The sequence below is a fragment of the Eubacterium ruminantium genome, from assembly GCF_900167085.1.
In the GTDB taxonomy this organism is placed as follows: domain Bacteria; phylum Bacillota; class Clostridia; order Lachnospirales; family Lachnospiraceae; genus Eubacterium_Q; species Eubacterium_Q ruminantium.
This window is the reverse complement of the sequence record NZ_FUXA01000009.1, coordinates 143,376-163,052: the sequence shown is the minus strand read 5'-3', so window position 1 is coordinate 163,052 and position 19,677 is coordinate 143,376. Positions and strand designations below refer to the sequence as shown.

20 protein-coding genes are annotated in these 19,677 nt (G+C 38.0%); 14 read left to right on the top strand and 6 right to left on the bottom strand.

Features of this window, described 5'->3' with window-relative positions:
- Positions 1-62: 62 nt before the first annotated feature.
- The 3 genes from B5D25_RS08255 (at position 63) to B5D25_RS08245 (ending at position 2,333) form a co-directional block, all read left to right on the top strand.
- A complete protein-coding gene (locus B5D25_RS08255; protein WP_159444119.1) occupies positions 63-602 on the top strand; it encodes a GNAT family N-acetyltransferase in 540 nt (179 codons plus the stop codon).
- A gap of 135 nt (positions 603-737) precedes the next feature.
- On the top strand, positions 738-1,043 hold the full coding sequence (locus B5D25_RS08250; protein ID WP_078787498.1) for a hypothetical protein: 306 nt from the start codon (positions 738-740) through the stop codon (positions 1,041-1,043).
- 57 nt (positions 1,044-1,100) lie between these two features.
- Positions 1,101-2,333 carry a metal ABC transporter substrate-binding protein gene (locus tag B5D25_RS08245; protein ID WP_242870213.1) on the top strand — a complete coding sequence of 411 codons (1,233 nt, stop codon included), beginning with the start codon at positions 1,101-1,103 and terminating at the stop codon, positions 2,331-2,333.
- A 120-nt stretch (positions 2,334-2,453) separates the two neighbouring features.
- Here the strand turns inward: B5D25_RS08245 and B5D25_RS08240 are convergent, their stop codons facing one another.
- On the bottom strand, positions 2,454-3,272 hold the full coding sequence (locus tag B5D25_RS08240; protein WP_078787497.1) for a Bax inhibitor-1/YccA family protein: 819 nt from the start codon (positions 3,270-3,272) through the stop codon (positions 2,454-2,456).
- Between the two features lie 222 nt (positions 3,273-3,494).
- On the opposite strand from B5D25_RS08240, the gene B5D25_RS08235 reads away from it, so the two are divergent.
- The 3 genes from B5D25_RS08235 to B5D25_RS08225 are packed head-to-tail and all read left to right on the top strand — an operon-like array spanning position 3,495 to position 6,371.
- The gene (locus tag B5D25_RS08235; RefSeq protein ID WP_078787496.1) at positions 3,495-4,166 is read left to right on the top strand and encodes a YkgJ family cysteine cluster protein; all 672 of its coding nucleotides are present in this window, start codon (positions 3,495-3,497) and stop codon (positions 4,164-4,166) included.
- A 24-nt stretch (positions 4,167-4,190) separates the two neighbouring features.
- Positions 4,191-5,774: a cardiolipin synthase gene (cls, locus tag B5D25_RS08230; RefSeq protein ID WP_078787495.1), complete on the top strand. Its 1,584-nt coding sequence runs from the start codon at positions 4,191-4,193 to the stop codon at positions 5,772-5,774.
- Positions 5,775-5,816: 42 nt separating this feature from the next.
- Positions 5,817-6,371, top strand: coding sequence for a TetR family transcriptional regulator (locus B5D25_RS08225; protein WP_078787494.1), 555 nt, complete (start codon positions 5,817-5,819; stop codon positions 6,369-6,371).
- Positions 6,372-6,401: 30 nt separating this feature from the next.
- Here the strand turns inward: B5D25_RS08225 and B5D25_RS08220 are convergent, their stop codons facing one another.
- Complete coding sequence (locus B5D25_RS08220) at positions 6,402-7,346, bottom strand: hypothetical protein (protein WP_078787493.1); 945 nt, start codon at positions 7,344-7,346, stop codon at positions 6,402-6,404.
- A 233-nt stretch (positions 7,347-7,579) separates the two neighbouring features.
- Between B5D25_RS08220 and B5D25_RS08215 the strand changes: the two genes are divergently transcribed.
- Complete coding sequence (locus tag B5D25_RS08215) at positions 7,580-8,299, top strand: YihY/virulence factor BrkB family protein (RefSeq protein WP_078787492.1); 720 nt, start codon at positions 7,580-7,582, stop codon at positions 8,297-8,299.
- A 45-nt stretch (positions 8,300-8,344) separates the two neighbouring features.
- The gene (locus B5D25_RS08210; RefSeq protein ID WP_078787491.1) at positions 8,345-9,706 is read left to right on the top strand and encodes a citrate/2-methylcitrate synthase; all 1,362 of its coding nucleotides are present in this window, start codon (positions 8,345-8,347) and stop codon (positions 9,704-9,706) included.
- A gap of 104 nt (positions 9,707-9,810) precedes the next feature.
- On the opposite strand, the gene B5D25_RS08205 is transcribed toward B5D25_RS08210, so the two are convergent.
- The 4 genes from B5D25_RS08205 to B5D25_RS08190 are packed head-to-tail and all read right to left on the bottom strand — an operon-like array spanning position 9,811 to position 12,845.
- Entirely contained in the window at positions 9,811-10,743 is a 933-nt protein-coding gene (locus tag B5D25_RS08205; protein ID WP_078787490.1) for a thiamine pyrophosphate-dependent enzyme, read from the bottom strand.
- A 12-nt stretch (positions 10,744-10,755) separates the two neighbouring features.
- The gene (gene porA / locus B5D25_RS08200; RefSeq protein WP_078787489.1) at positions 10,756-11,940 is read right to left on the bottom strand and encodes a pyruvate ferredoxin oxidoreductase; all 1,185 of its coding nucleotides are present in this window, start codon (positions 11,938-11,940) and stop codon (positions 10,756-10,758) included.
- Positions 11,941-12,273 (bottom strand): 4Fe-4S binding protein, encoded by a 333-nt coding sequence (locus B5D25_RS08195; protein ID WP_078787488.1) that lies wholly within the window; start codon positions 12,271-12,273, stop codon positions 11,941-11,943.
- A complete protein-coding gene (locus B5D25_RS08190) occupies positions 12,273-12,845 on the bottom strand; it encodes a 2-oxoacid:acceptor oxidoreductase family protein (RefSeq protein WP_078787487.1) in 573 nt (190 codons plus the stop codon). The genes B5D25_RS08195 and B5D25_RS08190 overlap by 1 nt, the downstream gene beginning before the upstream one ends.
- Before the next feature lie 378 nt (positions 12,846-13,223).
- Between B5D25_RS08190 and B5D25_RS08185 the strand changes: the two genes are divergently transcribed.
- From B5D25_RS08185 to B5D25_RS08160, 6 genes are all read left to right on the top strand, one after another.
- On the top strand, positions 13,224-13,688 hold the full coding sequence (locus tag B5D25_RS08185; RefSeq protein WP_078787486.1) for a hypothetical protein: 465 nt from the start codon (positions 13,224-13,226) through the stop codon (positions 13,686-13,688).
- A complete protein-coding gene (locus B5D25_RS08180; protein WP_078787485.1) occupies positions 13,685-15,331 on the top strand; it encodes a hypothetical protein in 1,647 nt (548 codons plus the stop codon). The genes B5D25_RS08185 and B5D25_RS08180 overlap by 4 nt, the downstream gene beginning before the upstream one ends.
- 127 nt (positions 15,332-15,458) lie before the next feature.
- A complete protein-coding gene (locus tag B5D25_RS08175) occupies positions 15,459-15,686 on the top strand; it encodes a hypothetical protein (RefSeq protein WP_078787484.1) in 228 nt (75 codons plus the stop codon).
- 126 nt (positions 15,687-15,812) lie between these two features.
- Positions 15,813-18,089, top strand: a complete 2,277-nt coding sequence (locus tag B5D25_RS08170; RefSeq protein WP_078787483.1) for a hydratase — start codon at positions 15,813-15,815, stop codon at positions 18,087-18,089.
- A 36-nt stretch (positions 18,090-18,125) separates the two neighbouring features.
- A complete protein-coding gene (locus tag B5D25_RS08165) occupies positions 18,126-18,548 on the top strand; it encodes an NfeD family protein (protein ID WP_078787482.1) in 423 nt (140 codons plus the stop codon).
- 37 nt (positions 18,549-18,585) lie between these two features.
- Positions 18,586-19,596, top strand: coding sequence for an SPFH domain-containing protein (locus tag B5D25_RS08160; protein WP_090168566.1), 1,011 nt, complete (start codon positions 18,586-18,588; stop codon positions 19,594-19,596).
- Positions 19,597-19,677: the final 81 nt, after the last annotated feature.

The following is a 19,677-nucleotide window of genomic DNA, read 5'->3' as shown; positions in this document are numbered from 1 at the left end:
AGATACTGCAAAATGTAGTGTCTCCTTTTTGTTTAAATATAACTGGTAAGGAGGAGAGATTTATGGATTTAAAGATGATAAAGGATCATTTCAATATGCCGGATAAGAGCTACAAGGAACTTGCGAGACATTTAAGACTGGTGGAAGTCAAAGAGGATGAATTACCTGTATTACATGAAATGCAGGTTAAGAGCTTTATGCCATTATACGAAAAGTATCATGATGAATGTTCCCCTGCGATCGAGTCGATTGATCGTATTAAGGCAAGATTCGCTGCAGAGAACAGAAAGTATTATTTCATCATGATGGATGGTGCAAGGGTCGGAGTGATAAATATCGGGCATAATGATCCGAATGAGAAAAAGATTTCATTTATCAGTCCGCTTTTCATTCTTCCTGAATTTCAAAATAGAGGGATAGGCTATGTAGCGATTCAACAGGCCTTTCAAATGTTACCTGAAGTTACAACCTGGAAACTGGAGACAATACTTCAGGAAAAGGGTAACTGCCACTTGTACGAGAAATGTGGGTTTATAAGAACAGGCGAGGAGCTAGTGATAAATGACAAGATGACACTCATTATGTATGAATTACAAAAATAGATAGAGTGATGCTATCATCATAACCGTCTCGTTTATCTTTATAAATAGGTTTTTCTTAAAACTTGACGTTATAGGGCATGAGTGCTATAATTGCAAAATGCAAATGATTTGCAAAATTGAATAAGGAGATGCAAAATGATTACAAAGCAAAAGAATACACGCATTATATCATTTTTTATGGCAGCTGCTTTGATCATTTCAATACTTTTTTCTGTTTTGTTCATCATAAGGGAAATGGATCATGATTGCTCCGGTGATGACTGTCCTATCTGCTTCGAACTTAAGCAGGCGGAAAAGATTCTTACCGGTGAGAAAAATGTTACAGGATCACAGGTCAGAGTTATTACAGTTACTTTGAGCGAGAAATGTCCGGTAATATGCATAAAAGTAAGAAATGCATGTAATTCCTTGTATTTTCAACGGGTGGGACTTCTTATCTGATTATAAATATCATATCGTAACGGTTTGATTTTATTTTACACATAAGGAGTTTTACAAATGAAAAAGAGAAAATTAGCAGCAATCCTCACAACTATGGCACTTGGCGCAAGCGTTTTATCAGGATGCAGCAAGAATGATGATAAAAAAGATAATAAGGTAGACGAAACTAAAGCGGAAATCACAGTTACTGAAGAAGTTGGTACAGAAGAAAAGGTTGAAGATAAATACAGTATAGTATGTACAACATTTCCTCAGTATGACTGGGCTAAAGAAGTAATAGGCGACAAGATTGATAATTATGAGCTTACTCTTCTTCTTGATAACGGTGTTGATCTTCACAGCTATCAGCCTACAGTTGATGATATAAAGAAGATTGGTGAGGCTGACATGTTCATTTATGTCGGCGGCGAATCTGATGGATGGGTTGATGATGCTCTTAAGTCAGCAGAGAATAAGGATCTTAAAGTAATTAACCTTCTTGACAGCCTTGGCGATAGTGTTAAGGAAGAGGAATTAAAGGAAGGTATGCAGGAATCTGAACATGAGCATGATCATGAAAAGGATGACGATCACGACGAAGCAGAAGAAGATCATGACGATCACGACGAAGCAGAAGAAGATCATAATGATCACGACGAAGCAGAAGAAGATCATGATGATCACGATGAAGCAGAAGAGGCAGACCATGACGATCACGATGAAGATCATGACGAGGATCATGATGGTGGACATCATCATGAAGAAGGTGAAGTTGAATATGATGAGCATGTTTGGCTTTCACTTAAGAACGCAAAGGTACTTGTAAATGCCATCGAAGGCGGAATCGAAGAGATAGATCCTGCTAATAAGGACAGCTATAAGACAAATGCAGATTCATATGTTGCAAAACTTGATGAGCTTGATAAGAAGTATGAAGAAGAAGTAAAGAATGCTACAAATAAAACAGTTGTATTCGGAGACAGATTCCCATTCCGTTATCTTGTAGATGATTACGGTATTGATTATTTTGCGGCATTTGTTGGATGTAGTGCAGAATCAGAAGCAAGCTTTGAAACAATCGCTTTCCTCGCAGGAAAGATCGATGAATTAGGTCTTAAGACAATATTTGTTATTGAGAATTCAGATAAGAAGATTGCTGAAACAGTTAAGGCTAGTACAAAGTCTCAGGATCAGAGCATAGTAGAGATTAATTCTCTCCAGTCTATAACAAGTAAGGATATAGAAAAAGGAGTTACATATCTCGGTACAATGGAGAAGAACCTTGAGGCACTTTCAGAAGGACTGAAATAATATCCATAAAATATTACCGTAAAACACTTTCCAAAAATTCACAATAATGGACATAGAAAAAGCTACGTATCATGAAAGGTACGTAGCTTTATTTATGGCTGTTTTAATGTAATAAGTAAATTAGTTTCTTGCCTTTCCTAAAAGTCTAAGGAGCTTAAGGAAGAGGTTGATGAAGTCGAGATAAAGTTCAATAGCTCCATAAAGAGCGATTGTTGATAAGCTGTATCCCGGATTGTTCATCGCAATGTGCTTAATCTTCTGTGTATCATAAGCTGTAAGTCCAAGGAAGATAGCAATACAGGCGATTGTTATAAAGTAATCAAGTCCTGTTGAATGAAGGAAAAGATTAATTAATGAACCGATAATGATTCCGAAAAGACCTATCATTAAAAGTGAACCCATGCTTGTAAGGTCTCTGTTTGTTGTGAATCCCATAACTGCCATTACACCGAAAAGTCCGGCTGTAAGGAAGAATACTTTCGCGATTGATGCTTCAGTATATACAAGTAAGATAACTGAAAGTGTCAAACCGTTTACTATAGAATATATAACGAACAATACACCTGCAAGGAAAGCATTATTTGCTTTAACTGCGAATGAAGCACCGATAACAACTCCAACTTCAACTATTGCAAGAAGAATGAATGTTGACATACCGTTTGTTACAAGAAAATAAGGATTTGTTGTATAAACGGCCATAGCTGAAATAGCTGTTAAAAGTAATGCGATTGTCATGTACAAGAATGTTCTTGACATAACATCCTTCATAGAGTAACGCATTGTCTGTGAATATCGGTTTGATGTAACCACAGGGCCTGTTGCGTACTGATATGAGTTAGTAGTGTTCTGACTTGAATAATAGTTCTGATTATAATACTGATTATAATTCTGAGAATTATTCATGTCAGAACCATTAAAGTTTTCATAATCGTTTGGCATAATATAACCTCCTACAATAAATACTTTACCATATTTAATTCTATGATGTATCAATAGTGTTAATTTATCACGAATGTATCAAAAAAACAATAGAAAAAGTAACTAAAATAGCATTATTTCACGAATTTTTCATTAACTTATGAATCTTGAAAGGTTGTATTTTATTTGACGAATTGTTAAAATTAGACGTGACTAATATTTTATCATGATTGGTGGTTTTTTATGCAGCGTTTTGAAGATTTCAAAAGTTTTTCCGATGGAAGGATTTATGGATTAAATGATATGGTCAAAGCGGATTGTCATGATTGCCGCGACTGCCATAAGTGTTGCAGTCAGGACATGGGTAAATCCATAACGCTTGACCCTTTGGATATATATAGATTGACGGCCGGGACAGGCAAAGCATTCGAAGCTCTTGTTGGGAATGAGATTGAATTAAGCGTGATCGACGGGATAATAATTCCGAATATGCTTATGTCGGGGGCTAAAGAAGGATGCAGATTTTTAAATGAAAAAGGACGCTGCAGCATACATCCTTACAGGCCGGGAATATGCAGATTGTTCCCCCTCGGAAGGATTTATCAGGGGCAGGACTTCAGTTATTTTCTTCAGGTAAATGAATGCAGTATGAAGAACAGAAGTAAAGTCAAGGTCAGCAAATGGATCGACACACCGGATCTTGATAAATATACGGCATTTGTCAGAAAATGGCATAACTTTACAAAGATGGCAGCGAAGAAGGCGGCCAATCTTGATGAAGGGTTAAAACGAAAACTGATGCTTTATATTTTGCAGGTTTTCTATTCCACACCTTATAATCTGGAAAATGATTTTTATCCGCAGTTCGACGAGAGATTTAAGATAGCAGTGAGAGAGATAAATCATATTAAGTAACTTATTGATGAGGGAGCAAGGGGTATGAGATTTCTGGGAAAAATCTATAAGGTCATATTTAGCCGGGCATTTATCACAGCAATGCTGATAATCCTTCAGGTTGTGTGGTTTTTCCTGGTATATGGTCATTTATTCAATGGCTATAAATATGTCAGAATGATGGTTTCGCTTCTTGCATTTATATATACGGTTTATGTTCTTAATTCCAATAAAACGGAGAGAGAATATGAAACTATCTGGATAATGGCAATTCTTCTCTTCCCGTTCTTCGGTGTTCCGTTCTATATGATATGCGGAAACCAGAGGCAGGGAAGGAAATATGCGAAGCGTGTTGAGGATGCCAAGATAAAATACAGTGCATTTCATAATCAGGACATGAACGTCCTTGATGAGATTTATAAAAATGACAGCAGGCTTCATTCAACCTGTAATTATATTGTTAAATCTCAGCGTTATCCTGTTCATAAGAATACTCAGGTTACTTATCTTTCTTGCGGCGAGGAGCAGTATGAAGGGCTTCTCAATGCCATAAGAAATGCCGAGCATTATATTTTTATGGAATACTTTATGATCGAGAGAAGTACTGTATGGAACAGTATTCTTGCGGCATTGAAGCAGAAGGCTGAGGAAGGGGTTGAGGTCAGGATTCTTTATGATGATCTTGGCTGTATCACATGGCTTCCGAAAAGATATGACAGATATCTGAACAGCCTTCATAAGAATATTCATTGTAAAAAGTTCAACAGAGTTAAGCCGCTTTTTACAATGCTGACGAATAATCGAGACCATAGAAAAATGACCATTATTGATGGTTATATAGCATATACAGGCGGCATCAATCTTGCCGACAGATATATAAATATCAACAGTCCATTTGGAAAATGGAAAGATGCGGGAGTTCGTCTTGAAGGCGAGGCCGTTCAGAATCTTACTATCATGTATCTCGAGATGTGGGAATCCATGAAGATCGGGCGAAGTAGCAGGAAGATTGAAACTCCTGAGGAAATGAAGAGGATAAGCAGTTATCTTCCGCATCATCATCATGACGCAATGTTTGTAAATGACGGTTTTGTCCAGCCTTTCGGAGATGAACCTTTTGATGATATTCCTCTTTCTGAAAATGCGTATCTTGAGCTTATAAATCAATCGGAAAAGTGCCTATATGTTTTCACACCTTATCTTGTTCCGAGTACAGCAATGATAGATGCACTGAAACTCGCAGCGGGACGAGGGGTTGATGTAAGGATAGTCACACCGCATATACCTGATAAAAAACTTATTTTCAGGATTACGAGGTCAAATTATAAGAAACTTATGGTAGCGGGAGTGAAGATTTATGAATATACTCCGGGATTTATCCATTCAAAATGTATGCTTTCCGACAATGATAAAGCAATAGTCGGAACGGTTAATCTGGATTACAGGAGCCTTTTCCTGCATTTTGAAGATGCTGTTCTTTTATATAAATGTGAGGCTGTTGCGGAACTTCGAAAAGATATGATCAAGACATTTAAAGAGTCACATCTTCAGACCGAAGAAGATATCAGGAGAAATATCTTCGGAAAATTATTTGATTCTCTTCTGATATTCTTTGCACCTATGGTTTGATCAATTTAGTAAAATAAAAGCCTTTTGGGGGTAGCGTGTAGCATGGCGGATTCGAATATAACCAAAAATGCACTTGCGGATTCTTTGAAGAATCTTATGCAGGTTAAAAGTTTTGATAAGATAAGTATATCGGATATTTGCGAAAGCTGCGGTATGAACCGTAAGAGTTTTTATTATCATTTTTGTGATAAATACGATCTTTTAAACTGGATATTCGATATCGGTTTTATGGAAAATGTTAATATCAATTATGATGACAATACTGATGAGGATATAGTAGATAAGCTTTGGAGAATTATGTCTGAAATGGCGGAGTATTTCTATACAGAAAAGGAATTCTACCGCAAGGCTCTGATGATAGAGGGGCAGAATTCCTTTAAAGAGCATTTTCATGATGCTATATATCCTGTAACCAAGTATTTCATGGAAGCGATTGAAGATGGTAATGATGATCTATTCACCGCTCTTTTATGCGATCTTAGTATTTCAGCACTTGTAAGATGGCTTCAGATGGATGAACTGATACCTCCTGATGAATTCGTATCTTCATTCAGAAATCATCTGATAAAGATAAGCCGTGTGATCATCAGGCCTTAAATCATCTGATAAAGATAAGTTGTGTGATCATCAGGCCTTTACATTTATGTGAGTGCCCACTTCTTTGCCGATTATCTTTTTGTTGATTGCCTGAATATCTGCATTAAGATTAATGATAAATACAGGCGAGGTAAGATTTTCACGGAGAGTGGAGATACCACTGTTGAAAAGTCTTACATCATCGGGACTAAGATCCGAATTTGTCTCAACTATGGCCACCGGGCAACGGTTGCCTGATATTTTCTCAAATATTTCAAGTGATTTAAATTCATTCGAAAAATCATTTGAAAATTTATACGCAGATGCATTAAGTATTCCTGCTGATTCAACCATTTCAAGCTGGTTTATATAGTTTGATGAGCTGAAAGGTAATACTGTCAAAAGATTTGAGAGAGAGCTCATTTCATTTATGAGATCCTTTGAAAGGACATCGTTAGACAGGAACAGGATGAAATTAGTGTATTTATATTCCCTGACAGAGGAAAGAATATTAAAATAAGCCTCGTCAGCAATGCCTTCATCAAATCTGAGGATGAATGCATTTATCCCGTAAGCTGTATAATGCTTCAATAAATTACCAAATGTGTCAGAACGGTATTTCAACTCATTTGCTGTAGTAACATCCATATCAGCAATCCAAGGAATAAATTTAGACTTTGTTTTTGCAAAATCCGAAAGAGTTTTCGCGCTTATATTAAAAGTGTTATAACCGAAATTCACACCGAAAGTGATAAGTTTGTCGCGGTCTACAGATTTGAAAAGTTGTGAAGTGGCATCATAATATAAACTGTCACCATTGGCGTAGAGATCGCTTATGCCCGAAAAAACACCGCGTTCCGTGTGATTTTTGGACAGAGATGCTCCGGTATCGATAAGACGCCTGATACAGCGCTTTTCATCCGAATCAAAACTTTTAAGATTAAGTCGAAGTGCATTTTCAATCAATATACGGTTAAGATCATTTTTTAATGACATTGCATCACCTCCTCATTTTCTTCAATATGTGGAACTTTAGGTATACATTAATCTTAAATAACAAAAAATTAAATGGCCAAATGGAGTTTTTTGTCCTAAAAATGCAAAAAATGTCGAAAAATACTATAGTTATATGTTATACTGTTTAAGGCTGTCTAAATACAGTGGGCTGTGTAAATACAGTGGGCTGTGTAAATGCAGTTAAATAAGTCAAAGTCATAAAAGGTGTAGAAATGAAAGACAGATTTTCAATCTTTATCACGCTGGAACTTCTGCTTGCAAACTGGATACTTTTTATAGCCGCAGAAGCTGTTGATGAGAATATGAACAGGCATCTTTTGACGGTTATTGCGAACCTTCTTCTGCCTTCGGTTTTCGGATACTTATACGTGATACTCGACAACAGAAATAAATATAAACAAAGACAAGTTTGGTATAGAAGAATGCTTGCATTTTTTCTATGGGCAGTAGTAAGTCTCGGTATGGGATATTGCATAACTACATTTATTGAAGAGAAGATGTGGTTTATAAAGCAGGATAGAACTGTTGATGAATTAAATGGAATCGAATATCTGAAGTTCGGTATTTTTACGACGGTATTCTTTATATTTATAGTTTTGATGGTTGACCTCTTTGCTAAGCTTCGTGTCAGATATTTTGCAAACAGAGGCATAGTGGTCGGAAATCAGAACAGCGTATCCGGCGGAAACGGTAAAGGAAATTCTAATTCTGTTTCCGGTGGAAACGGCAAAGGACAGTCCATTAAAGAAGACAGTGTGAATGGTATTAAAAGGATCAGGATCACTGAAGAAACTATGAAAGATGAAAATGAGAAGAGCGGCAACGCATCTTCTAAAAAGGCAGGTAACAAAGCAGATAATAAAAATATCAAGAAGATAAAATCGATTTCAGAAATCTGCAGCATCGATACAAGCGACGGAGCGGATGACTGATACATCGATTAACTATAAAAAATCTGAAAATAGGAGGACTAAAGAATGACATCAAGGAAAGATATGATAAGAGACTATACGCAGAAGTATGAAGTTGTATGTCGTGCAGCGGATAGTGTCGATCTTGAAGTGTATGATCAGTATGGGGTTAAACGTGGCCTCAGAGATAAAAATGGCAGCGGTGTTTTGACAGGCGTAACAAATATTTCTCGAATTGATGCCTTCGAAATGGTTGACGGGGTGAAGGTGCCTTGTGATGGCCAGCTTTGGTATAGAGGATACAATGTTATAGATCTTGTAAATGATTTCGCATTTAAAAGATTTGGATTTGAGGAGGTTGCATACCTTCTTCTCTATGGTAATCTTCCTACAGACAGCGAACTTATGGAATTTAACAGCGTGCTTTCCATGCTGAGAGTGCTTCCTCGTAACTTTACAAGAGACGTAATAATGAAAGCACCAAGTAAAGATATAATGAATTCCATTACCAAGGGCGTTCTGACTCTCGCGGCATATGATATAAATGTTTCGGATCTTTCGATACCGAATGTTCTTCGTCAGTGTCTGAAACTTATAAGCGAGATTCCGATGATCGCAACCTATGCATATTGTGCATATAATCATTACGAAAAAGATGAGAGTATGTTCATTCACAGACCTGACCCTAATTTATCAATGGCTGAGAATATCCTTAGGATGCTCCGTCCTGATAAGAGCTATACAAAGCTTGAGGCACAGGTGCTTGATGCATCTCTTGTTCTTCATATGGAGCATGGCGGCGGCAATAACTCTACATTTACAACAAGAGTGGTTTCATCCGCAGGCTCAGATACATATTCTGTTATAGCAGCGGCTTTATCATCACTTAAGGGACCTAAGCATGGCGGCGCCAACATCAAGGTTATGCAGATGATCAAGGACATCAAGAAAAATGTTCCTGATACCGACGACCTTGATATGCTCAAGGCTTATCTAACAAAGATAGTGGAAAAAGAAGCATTTGACAGAATGGGTCTTATCTATGGTATGGGTCATGCTATTTATTCAGTTTCCGATCCAAGAGCAAGAGTATTTAAACAGTTTGTTGAAAAACTTGCGCATGATAAGAAAATGGATAAGCAGTATAAGCTTTATTCCGATATCGCAATGCTTGCTCCGGAAGTTATTGCAGAGAAGAGAAAGATATATAAGGGCGTGAGTGCAAATGTTGACTTTTACAGTGGCTTTGTATATAGCATGCTTGGTATTCCGGAAGAACTTTATACACCGATATTTGCTATGGCAAGAATGGTTGGATGGAGTGCTCATCGAATTGAAGAACTCATAAATACGGATAAGATCATAAGACCTGCATATATGAGCATCATGAAGGAACGTGAATTTGTTCCGTATGATGAGAGAGAGTGATATATATTATAAAAACACCGTGTAATCAGATGATTACACGGTGTTTTTGTTGATCGTAAATTGAATTTATAAGTCTCTGAAAAGACTTTATTTGTATGAATCTACTATCTTGAGCACTTGAAGAGCAGTTCTTCCCATCTGCGGTCAACTTCTTCCTGATACTGAACAAGAAGTTCTTCATTTTCTGGCTTGAACAGATGCTTGAAACGTCCCTGAGTCTTAAGGAAGTCCTCGATTGGAAGCTTGTTCTTAGGCTCATAGTTAAGAATCCATTTGCCATCGATAACTTCGAAAAGTGGCCAGTAACATGTTTCTACTGCAAGCTTACAGATATTAGCTATATCTGATGCATCATAGCGCCATCCACGAGGACATGGAGCCATTACATTAAGGAATGCAGCACCAGGTGTATAGATAGCTTTTTCAGATTTAGTATATAAATCCTTCATGTTATTTGTAAATGTTGTCTGAGCAACATATGGTATGTTATGTGATGCAATGATAGTTGCAAGATCTTTACGATTCTGCATCTTACCATTTGATACTTTACCGATAGGAGTAGTAGTTGTATCAGCATACATAGGAGTTGCAGAAGAACGCTGAATACCTGTATTCATATAAGCACCGTTGTCGTAGCAAACATATACAAGATCATGATTTCTTTCCATAGCTCCTGAAAGAGACTGGATACCGATATCATATGTACCACCGTCACCACCGAAAGTGATGAATTTATAAGTATCATCTATCTTACCGCGCTTTTTAAGTGCATTATAGGCTGTCTCAACACCTGAAAGTGTAGCGCCTGCACAAGCAAATGCATTGTGGATGTAGCTGTCTTCATATGCAGTATATGGATACATAAATGAAGATACTTCAAGACATCCTGTAGCATTTCCTATTACGGCATGATCCTCAGGCTTAAGAGCTCTGAGAACTGTTCTTACAGCGATTCCCGCACCACATCCGGCGCAGAGTCTGTGTCCCGGAGCAAGACGCTCTGGTTTGTTCATTACTTCTTTAAAATTAAATGCCATTTTCGTCTCCTCCTACTTTCTAAGTCCTATATATTGGAATTGCTCAACAGGCTTTGAACCTGAAGCGTAATTCATGATGTCGTCATAAACAGCCTCAGCATCCTGTACTGTATAATCACGACCACCGATACCATAGAAGTAGTTAACTGCTATAGTTGAAACACCATTATCCATAAGAGCAGCCTTAAGTTCTGAACCTACAGGACCACCCTGACCTGAGAAGCTTTCAGCTCTGTCAAGGATTGCAACTGCTTTAACGTTCTTAAGAGCAGCAGCAAGTTCCTCACCTGGGAATGGTCTGAATACACGAATCTTGATCATTCCGGCCTTGATGCCTTTTTCGCGAAGAGCGTCAACAGCATCCTTTGTAGTACCGGCTGCAGAACCCATGATAACGATAGCATATTCTGCATCATCCATTTTATATTCTTCGAAAAGACCGTATTTTCTTCCTGAAAGTTTTTCATATTCAGCACATACATCAAGGATGACTTTCTTGGCATTCTTCATTGCAAGACGCTGATTCATCTTTGTCTCCATATAGAAAGGAGAGTTTGCATATGGACCGATTGCCATAGGCATAGCTGAATTAAGAAGAAAGTTTGCAGGCTGATATTCGCCAACAAATTCTCTTACGGATTCAGTATCCATTGTTTCTATATTCATTACAGCATGGCTTGTGATGAATCCGTCCTGACATACCATCATTGGAAGCATTACATCAGGATGCTCTGTTACACGATAAGCCATGATGAAGTTATCATAAGCTTCCTGGTTAGTTTCAGCATAAACCTGAAGCCATCCGGAATCTCTTGCACCCATTGTATCTGAGTGGTCACAGTTGATGTTGATAGGACCTGTAAGAGCTCTGTTTACTGCACAGAGAACAACAGGAAGTCTGTCAGAAGCTGCGATATAAAGCTCTTCCCACATGAATGCGAGACCACATGAAGAAGTAGCAGTAAGTGCTCTTGCACCTGCAGCTGAAGCACCGATAACGGCACTCATTGAACTGTGCTCAGATTCTACAGGGATAAATTCTGTATCGATCTCACCATTTGCTATAAATGTTGAAACCATCTGAGGAATTTCTGTTGAAGGAGTGATTGGAAATGCAGGCATTACATCCGGATTAACCTGCTTTATAGCAAGTGCAACCGCTTCGTTTCCTGACATTCTGTCGCGCTTTGAAACCATTTACAGACCCTCCTTCATATCTATTGCTTTGAAGCTGCATACCTTTGCGCAGATACCGCAGCCCTTGCAGTGATCATAATCAAAATCCTGTCTCTTACCATCGACAACCGGAATACAGCTGTCCGGACAGAATGGTGCGCAGAGAAGGCAGTTAACACATTTCTCCCAGTTCATAACAGGAGTCTGTGTTCTCCATTCACCTGTCTTAAACTCCTTAGAACCACCGCCACCGTAAACCTGGTTACCGAGTGTCATGTCCTGATAAGGAGCCTTTTCATTTACTTTACTTAAATCCGTTGGATTGGATGTATTGATATTCTTATTCTCAGCCATTACTGCACCTCCTCAAATGCCATGCGAAGAGCCTTCATATTTCCTTCGATTACTTCAGGTTTTTTTGCAAATTTATGTTTGTATGATTCTTCCATCTGAGAAAGAAATTCATTCTGATCCATAATATTTGCAACTTTGACTATTGCAGCGAGCATTGGTGAGTTCGGAAAATATTTACCCAAAGCTTCAATTGAAATCTTTCGCGCATCTATAGTATAAACTTTACCCTTGTAACCTCTGAGGAGAGAAATGATCTCTTCCTTTGAATGTTCAGTATTGATAACAATAGCGCCGTCTTCAGAAAGACCGTTTGTTACATCAACTGAATGAAGAAGTGTTTCGTCAACGACAACAACATAATCCGGGTTATAGATATTCGAATGAGCACGAATTTCTGTATCACCTATTCTGTTATAAGCAGTGATAGGTGCTCCCATACGTTCAGGACCGTATTCCGGAAATCCTTGTACATACATGCCTGTACTCCAGGCAACATCAGCAAGAAGAAGTGCAGCTGTCTTAGCTCCCTGACCGCCTCTTCCGTGCCATCTGATTTCAATGTGTTTCTTCATAATTAATATTACTCCCTAAACTCCGATTATTTACGCATATATATATGGGATCGAAAGATTTCTTTGATCCCATGCGTCATAATTAATTAGTGATTTGCATAATACGTTGATTATAGCACTATAATATAAAATGTAAAGATAAAATTTGCGGAGAAAATCGAAAAACACAAAAAAATTTTAGGATATGGACAAATGAAGATGATTACAAAGAATGACCAAGGATAAATACTAAGAAGTTATTAAGAGAATTTAAGCTTATATTAATATATGATAGTGGTATTATTGACTTTATGTTTGGTAAAATAAAGTTGGCGAGTTATATTCATTTTTATTATTTGGTATATATAGACATTATTGGAACATTATTGGGAGTTTGTTATGAAGAATGAATGCTGTGGGATTACATATGTAAATGGAGAACTTTGCTGCAAAAAATGTGGAAAACCGTTGAAGAAGATTGATAGTGCATTTACGACTTATACACTTACACCTGACGATAGTGCAATCAGAGATCACACTACAAAACTGTTTCCGCCTATACCTGAAGAAATCTTGAAGCCGTCAAAGAAGGGAAAGACGGATGAGACGAACAATAAAGAAAAACAGAAAAAGACAGGAACAGAAGAGAAAAGCACGGCTATGCTCATCCTGGCTTTGGTTACTGTTGTGATAACAGTTTTCGGTCTGTTTTTCATGATGTATTTTACATATAAATATAATGTAAAACCGACTTACAATCAGTATAGCGGTGAGGCTGAAGCAGGCTTTAGTGCAGTGGAACCCGATGATGATGGCGACGTTAGTGCGGTGGATCCCGATGATAAGGGAGGCGATGAACAATGAAAAGGAAAACAGGAATCATCATTATCAGCGTCTGCCTATTTGTCATGATTGCTGAAATGCTTGCATTCTTCGTATTTATCAAGCCGGCTATTCGCGTGAGGGATTTTTATTATGCTTCAGATGTAGGTGATTGTGATGAAATGATCACTATATTTAAGAAGTTACCAAATTCCAAGAAAGAAGAAGCTATTTCCGTATTGAAAGATATTTCCGTTCATTATACCAATGAATATATAGAAGGAAAGATGACATATGAAGATCTGAATAAGATACTTCAATGTGGCTTGGAAATTGACGGAATCGCAAGAAAGAATGACGTCAGAGGAGTTATCGGATTCAGCAGTACACTCATCGATTGTTACATTTATGCAAATCAAAAGGAACTTGAAAGAATCTTTCAATTATGTGTAGATGAATATAAAGAAAACGGTAAGAGCGATATTTACTACAGATATGTAAATGATTTTAAAAATGTCTATAACCTTTCTTTTACAAAGTCGGGAAATGATTTTGACGATACAAAAACCGTCACAAATGAACATTATATAAATGCAATAGTTGGTAAGATGGAAAGTATGGTATCCAAGACCGTAAGAGATTATGCGTCAGGAACCGCTCCGAAAGAAATTGTTGATACATATATCGATGTTCTGGATGACTGTTTTGTCGGCAATGAGAAGAAGAATTTTGAAAGACTGAACAACCTGAAACAGAATCTGGATGCGTATGTTACTGATTATCGTAAATTTGTTGAAATGATGGGCGAAGAAAAATTCGCCGAGGTATATAGTCAGATCAATGATTATTTAGCCAAAAATAAAGGCAAGGAAGGCTTTGCAGAAAGAGAAAAAAGTTACGTTAAGCTTTCTCAAAAGGCTTTAGAAGCTGCGAAGGGTTATTATCCGTCAGAGATAAATGCGATGCTCGGAAGAGGCGAGATCGATCAGGCAGCGGAAATGATAAGAAATGTTGAAAGTGTTTTCGGAAATGAAGTCAATCTCATTAAGCATAAGGAATATATAAATTCCGAATGGAAGAGAGCTTACTGCAATTACATGTGCAACTATGAGATCAATCTTCAAAACAGCATAGAGGAAGGTGTTGTTGTAGGTAAATACTGCAACAGCAAAGATGTGGATTTAGCAGTAAATAAGCCGAATCTTATGTGCCTCGTAAGAATGGACGAAGGTGGAATTCCGGAACTTATCCTTTATAATTCAAGAAGCGGTTATACTTATATCCTCACTTATGTTGACGGAGAAGTAAAACTTGCAGGTTGCCTTAAGGTCGAGAATTACTGTGAGAACTCAGAATATATTATCGGTATTCCTTACAGTAAGAATGTTATGAGCATGGATATTAAGTACGAGCTTTATAAATTCGACAGGTCTAAACCATCATTTGAAGTTGTTAACACCATTATCGCGAAAGACGACAACAGTTACTTCAATATAGATGGAGAAGAATATTTTCCTAAGACTGAGGACGGCGAATATACAGGTGAAAGCATCCCGAATCTTAAGAAGAGAACAAATGATAAGGTCAATGAAATTCTCAAAAATGCTGTAGGCGGCGGATTTGAGCCCGGCGAAAAGGAAAGCGTATCAATAGGAAGAGCGTTTAATTATATCTTCGAGTATTGATCATTTGCATGAACTACAATTAAATTGGTAGATTTATATTTGAAAAAGAATGTTACGATATTCATACAATCTACAGCTGGGTAAATACAGATCAAAAGTAATAATCGATTTAATTAAGGGGTTATATATGGAAGAAAAAGAAAATATGGTGAGACATCTGGAAAACGGTGTTGATCTGGTTAGAGAAAATGATAAGTTTTATGCAGTCGTTGGTGAAGAAAAGTTAGAGATAACCCACGAGGAAGTATTACTTATTTTATCAAATCATGAACTGGCATTTAACGTTATTATTAATGCTAAAAGAAAGCACGACTTTAACACATTTATGGACAGATACAGTCCGATGGAATACTAAAAAAACTAAATGTAAATAAAAGCTTGCTTTAGCAAATAGATATAGCGTACAATGTAAAGCTGGTTGTATTTAAAGATTAATTCGGATATGTTATTATTTATCTAAGATTAAGCGGAGGAATTAGAAATGGTTAAACTTTATGAAGGCGGAGCTTATCTCGTTAACGGTAAGACTCTTGTTCCGGAAAATGAAGCTGCGGGAAATGAAGTTATAAGCGGCAAGGGTATAACAAAGGAAGAAGCTGCAAAGGCTACTATGGCTTACAACATCCTTGAGGCTCACAATACTTCAGGAAATATGGAAAGTCTGAAGATCAAGTTCGACAAGATGACATCACATGATATCACTTTCGTTGGAATCATTCAGACAGCCAGAGCATCAGGACTTAAGGAATTCCCTATTCCTTACGTGCTTACAAACTGCCATAATTCACTTTGTGCAGTTGGTGGAACAATAAATGAAGATGACCATATGTTTGGACTTTCATGTGCTAAGAAGTACGGTGGAATCTATGTTCCTCCTCATCAGGCAGTTATTCATCAGTATGCCAGAGAAGAGCTTGCAGAATGTAATGCTATGATTCTTGGATCAGACAGCCATACAAGATACGGAGCTCTCGGAACAATGGCTATCGGTGAAGGCGGTGGAGAACTTGCAAAGCAGCTTCTCGGTAAGACATACGATGTAGCTCGTCCGGGCGTTGTTGCTGTTTATCTTGATGGTGAACCTGCAAAGGGCGTTGGTCCTCAGGACGTTGCAATCGCACTTATCGGAGCAACATTTGCAAATGGATATGTTAAGAATAAAGTAATGGAATTTGTTGGCCCTGGTATCTCAAAGCTTTCATCTGATTACCGTATCGGTATTGATGTTATGACTACTGAGACAACATGTCTTTCTTCAATCTGGAGAACAGATGAAGAAACAAGAAAATGGTATGATACACACTTCAGACCTGAAGCTTATAAAGAGCTTAATCCGGGTGAAGTAGCTTACTACGATGGAGCAATCTATGTTGATCTTTCTAAGATCAAGCCAATGATCGCAATGCCATTCCATCCAAGTAATGCATTTACTATAGAAGAATTAAATGCAAATCTTATGGACATTCTCCATGAGACAGAAGAGAAGGGAAAGAAGCAGCTTACAGGTAAGGTTGAATTCAAGCTTACAGATAAGGTTCGTGACGGAAAGCTCTATGTTGAGCAGGGAATCATTGCCGGATGTGCCGGTGGTGGATATGAAAATATCTGTGACGCAGCTGATATCCTTCGTGGACAGTTCATCGGAAATGATGAATTCACACTTTCAGTTTATCCTGCAAGTACACCAATCATGATGCAGCTTGCTAAGAACGGAACTATCGCAGATCTCCTTGAGACAGGTGCAATCGTTAAGACAGCATTCTGCGGACCATGTTTCGGTGCAGGAGACACACCTGGTAATGGAGCACTCAGTATCAGACATTCTACAAGAAACTTCCCTAACAGAGAAGGTTCTAAGATTCAGAATGGTCAGATATCATCAGTTGCACTTATGGATGCTCGTTCAATAGCTGCAACAGCTGTAAATAAGGGATTTCTTACAGCAGCTACTGATCTTGATGTTGAGTACACAGGACCAACTTATTTCTTCGACAGAAAGATTTATGATAATAGAGTTTACAATGGTTATAAGAAAGCTGATCCTGAAGCAGAGATCAAGTTTGGACCAAATATTAAGGACTGGCCTGAAATGCCTGAACTTACAAAGCATGTTCTTCTTAAGATGGCATCAGTTATCAATGATCCTGTAACTACTACAGATGAGCTCATTCCTTCAGGAGAGACATCATCATTCAGATCAAATCCTCTCGGACTTGCTGAATTCACACTTTCTCGTAAGGATCCACTTTATGTTGGAAGAGCTAAAGCTATCCATGAGACAAGTTTAAAGCATCAGGAAGGTGGAAAGCTTTGTGAGATAAATGATGAGCTTCACGGCGTAGTAGATAAAATTAAAGAGAAGTTCCCTGATATCAAGGGTAATGAGATCGGAATCGGAAGTACAATATTTGCAATCAAACCTGGTGATGGTTCAGCACGTGAGCAGGCAGCTTCTTGCCAGAAGGTTCTCGGCGGATGGGCTAATATCGCTAAGGAATATGCAACAAAGAGATACCGTTCAAACCTTATTAACTGGGGAATGCTTCCATTTATAATTGACGAAGATTTTGCCTTCGATAATGATGATTATATCCTTGTTCCTGATATTATCGATGCTATCGACAAGAAGGAAGATAATATCAAAGCTTATGTAGTGAATAAGGGCATGAAGGAACTTACACTTCATCTTGGAGCGCTCACAGATGATGAAAGAACAATCATTAAGAAAGGCTGTCTTATAAATTATTATCGCGACTGATTTTTTCATATATGATTAGTGAAGGAGGGATGATATGTGAAGATAGGGTTTAATCCAACTACATGGCTCATTTTTGCGGCTATAATGATAGTTGTGGAGATTATCACATTAGGATTATCAACCATTTGGTTTGCGGGAGGAGCTATACTTTCAGCCATAGCAGCGGGCTTTGATGCAGAAGCTTGGTTACAGGTTCTGATATTCATGGTAGGTTCCATTATTATGGTTCTGATGCTCAGACCTCTGGCAAAGAAAAGACTTAATGTGCATATTGTGCCGACCAATGCAGAGAGCCTTATAGGCACGAAAGTTAAAGTGACAAAGCTTACGGATAAGGACGGAATCGCTGTCACAAAGATCAATGATGTAGAGTGGCGTTTAGTATATGAAGGGGCTGTTAATGTGGGCGATGAGCTTGTTGTTAACGGTATTGAAGGTACTAAGCTGATCTGCAAATAGAATTAAAATGTATTTAAATATGAAAGGGGTATTGAATATGAATCCAGCATTAATAGCTTGTTTAGTCGTAGTTATACTTGTTATTTGCGGTTCTGTAAGAGTTGTAAAACAGGCGCAGGCATATGTTATTGAAAGACTTGGAACATACACAGGAACATGGGCAACAGGTATTCATTTGAAACTGCCTATCTTTGATAAGGTTGCAAGAGTTGTATCAATGAAGGAGCAGGTTGCGGATTTCCCTCCTCAGCCGGTTATCACAAAAGATAATGTTACTATGAGAATTGATACAGTACTTTTCTTCCAGATAACAGATCCAAAGCTTTACTGCTATGGTGTTGAGAATCCGATAGCAGCTATCGAGAATCTTACAGCTACAACACTTAGAAATATCATCGGTGATCTTGAACTTGATCAGACACTTACATCAAGAGAGACAATCAACTCAAAGATGAGAGCAACACTTGATGAAGCAACTGATCCTTGGGGAATCAAGGTAAACCGTGTAGAGCTTAAGAATATCATGCCACCTGCAGCTATCCAGGAAGCGATGGAGAAGCAGATGAAGGCAGAACGTGAAAGAAGAGAGCAGATCCTTCGTGCAGAAGGTGAGAAGAAGTCAGCCATCCTCGTTGCAGAAGGTGAGAAGGAAGCTAAGATCCTTAGAGCCGAAGCTGAGAAGCAGGCAATGATCCTTGCAGCTGAAGCTGATAAGGAAGCGACAATCAGAAGAGCTGAAGGTAACGCTCAGGCTATCGTTGAAGTTCAGAAGGCTAATGCAGACGGTATTAAACTTCTTAATGAATCAGCTCCTACAGAGCAGGTTCTTACAATCAAGAGTCTTGATGCTTTCATGAAGGCAGCAGACGGAAGAGCTACAAAGCTTATCATTCCTTCAAATTTAGCAGGTGTTGCAGGAATTGTATCTTCAATCACTGAAACAGTTAAGACTGCAAAACAGGATGTTGCAGACAATAATGATAAAAGACCTGTGAATAATGTAAATGCTGTAAATACAGTGAATACAACAAATACTATTAATCAGTAAATTATATAAAAAATAATAATTAACCGACTGTTCATTTTGATGTATAATAGAAGTGGACAGTCGGTTTTTATTGTGGGGTTA